General features: G+C 67.4%; 3 protein-coding genes. All 3 read left to right on the top strand.

Annotated features, from left to right (window positions below; translation table 11 throughout):
* Nucleotides 1-979, top strand: a 979-nt coding sequence (locus VFH65_RS16840) for an aldehyde dehydrogenase family protein (RefSeq protein ID WP_353322965.1), incomplete at its 5' end; no start/stop codon positions are given.
* Nucleotides 980-1011: 32 nt separating this feature from the next.
* Nucleotides 1012-1956, top strand: coding sequence for a 5-dehydro-4-deoxyglucarate dehydratase (locus VFH65_RS16835; protein ID WP_353322964.1), 945 nt, complete (start codon nucleotides 1012-1014; stop codon nucleotides 1954-1956).
* Nucleotides 1956-2915, top strand: a 960-nt coding sequence (locus VFH65_RS16830; RefSeq protein WP_353322963.1) for an enolase C-terminal domain-like protein, incomplete at its 3' end; no start/stop codon positions are given. The genes VFH65_RS16835 and VFH65_RS16830, both read left to right, overlap by 1 nt.

Here is a 2915-nt window from a genome sequence, read left to right as displayed (position 1 = left end):
GATAACGGACGCGGTGCGCACCGCGGGGCTTCCGGCAGGAACGTTCTCGCTGCTGTACGGATACGGCCCGGAACTGGGCACCGCACTGGTGACCGATCCCCGCATCAAGGCCGTCGGGTTCACCGGCTCCCGGTCGGGCGGAACGGCGCTGGCGGCCGCGGCAGCGGCGCGCCCCGAGCCGATTCCGGTGTACGCCGAGATGAGTTCGATCAACCCGGTGTTCTTGCTTGGCGGCGCTTTGGCCAACCGCGCGGCGGATATCGGTCGCGCCTTCGTGGGATCGCTGACGCTTGGCTCGGGACAGTTCTGCACCAACCCGGGGCTGGTGATCGCCGTCGACGGCCCAGATCTTGACAAGTTCATCGCTGCCGCGCGCGACGCGCTGGCCGAAACAGCGCCAACAGCGATGCTGACCCCGAACATCGCGGACAACTACCGTCACGGCGTCGAGGCGTTGCAGCAGGAAGCCGAACTGATCGCTCGCGGCGTGGCCGATGATGCGCCCACCGTCTGCCGTGCCGCGTTGTTCAGCGCTGACGCCTCGACCTTCATGGCCTCTGACACGTTGCAGACCGAGGTGTTCGGTGCCTCGAGCCTGATCGTGCGGTGTGCGGACGCCGACGAAATGCGTGACGTCGCGGCCAAACTCGAAGGCCAGTTGACGGCAACCGTGCACGCCGACGAATCCGACCACGACGAAGCCCGGCTGCTGCTGCCGGTCCTCGAGCTCAAGGCCGGGCGGATCCTGTTCAACGGCTGGCCCACCGGCGTCGAGGTCAATCACGCGATGGTGCACGGCGGGCCATACCCGGCGACCTCGGACTCACGGACCACCTCGGTCGGCGCCCGCGCCATCGAGCGGTTCCTCCGGCCGGTTTGCTACCAGGATGTGCCAAAGGGGCTGCTTCCCAGCCCGATTGCCGAAGGAAACCCCGAGCGGCTGTGGCGCCGCATCGATGGCGACCTGACCAAAGACTGACCGGATCACCGAAAACACTGCGAGGAGTCTTCATGCACCCCGCCTTTGATGGCGTCCTGTTCTTCCCCGTCACCCCGTTCACCGAATCGGGTGAGGTGGACACCGAACGCTTGGCGCAGCACGTCGCCAAGGGTGTCGATGCGGGCCCCGGTGGCGTCTTCATCGCCTGCGGCACAGGTGAATTCCACGCTCTCGATGCGTCGGAGCTTGGCATCGTGGTCCGCACCGCGGTCGACGTGGTCGGCGGCCGGGTGCCGGTATACGCCGGCGCGGGCGGCTCGATCGCGCAGGCCAAAGCCTTCGCAAGGGCGGCCGCCGAGGCGGGCGCCGACGGCTTGCTGCTGCTGCCCCCGTATCTCGTCGAGATGCCGCAGGCCGGGCTTGTGGATTACACCCGGGCCGTAACCGAGGCCACCGATCTGCCCGTCATCGTCTACAACCGCAACAACGCGCGCTACACAGAAGCCTCGGCCGTTGCGGTCGCGCAGATCGACAAGGTCGTCGGATTCAAGGACGGCACAGGCGATCTGGATCAGGTATCCCGCATCGTGCGTGCCGTGACCGACGCGCTGGCGCCGACGGGAAAACCGTTCCAGTTCTTCAACGGCCTGCCGACCGCGGAGGTGTCGCAGCAGGCGTACCGCGCGATCGGCGTGACGCTGTACTCGTCGGCGACCTTCGCATTCGCGCCCGAGCTAGCGCTGGCGTTCTACCAAGCGCTCGAATCCGGCAACGAAGACCTGACCGCCGCGCTGCTGCGCGAGTTCTTCCATCCGCTCGTGCGGCTGCGGGACACGGTTCCCGGATATGCGGTGTCGTTGATCAAAGCCGGTGTGACGCTTGAGGGAATCGACGCAGGAGCGGTACGGCCCCCGCTGATCATGCCCACCGCAGACGATATCGACGAGCTGCGGACGATCATCGCATCGGGTCGGGGGGTACTCGCGGAGGCGCTGGCCACCGAAGCGGCGCACTGATGCCCGGCGAGCCGATTCGCATCACGGGGGCGCGCATCACCCCGGTGGCGTTCGTCGACCCGCCATTGCTGAACACCGTCGGTGTGCACCAGCCCTACGCGCTGCGAGCCATCATCGCGCTCGATACGGACGCCGGCTTGGTGGGTCTCGGCGAGACGTACGCCGACGGCGCGCACCTGGGCAGGCTCGAAGCGGCCGCCGAGGCAATCACCGGGCTGGATGTGTTCTCCCTGAACGCGATTCGCGCTGCGATCGCCGAGCGGCTCCGTGGCGACTCCCGTGCGGTAGGAACCGCGGGGATGATCACGTCGGCAAGCGTCGTCGACCAGGTTCTGTCCCCGTTCGAGGTGGCCTGCCTGGATGTACAGGGTCACGCGACGGGCAGGCCGGTTTCCGACCTGCTCGGCGGCAAGGTCCGCGACGCGGTGCCGTTCAGTGCTTACCTGTTCTACAAGTGGGCGGCGCATCCCGGACTCGAACCGGACGCGTGGGGCGAAGCGGTGGCCCCGGCAGGCATCGTCGCACAGGCGCAGCGCATTGTCGACGAATACGGTTTCACCGCAATCAAACTCAAGGGCGGGGTGTTTCCACCCGAGGAGGAGATGGCGGCCATCGAGGCGCTGCGGGAAGCCTTCCCCGACCATCCATTGCGCCTTGACCCCAACGCCGCCTGGACCCCGCAGACCTCGATCAAGGTCGCCTCCGGTCTGGCCAGGATACTGGAGTACCTCGAAGACCCGACGCCCGGCCTCGACGGCATGGCCGAGGTCGCGCGGCAGGCGCCGATGCCGCTGGCGACGAACATGTGCGTGGTCGCGTTCGACCAGCTCGCGCCTGCCGTTGCGAAACGGTCTGTCGGCGTTGTGCTTTCGGACCATCACTACTGGGGCGGCCTGCAGCGGTCCCGCCTGCTGGCCGGCATCTGCGAGAACTTCGGCCTCGGCTTGTCTATGCACTCC

Origin of the sequence: Mycobacterium sp., assembly GCF_035697385.1 — a bacterium.
Classification (GTDB): Bacteria; Actinomycetota; Actinomycetes; order Mycobacteriales; family Mycobacteriaceae; genus Mycobacterium.
This window is presented reverse-complemented; position numbering and strand designations above follow the sequence as displayed.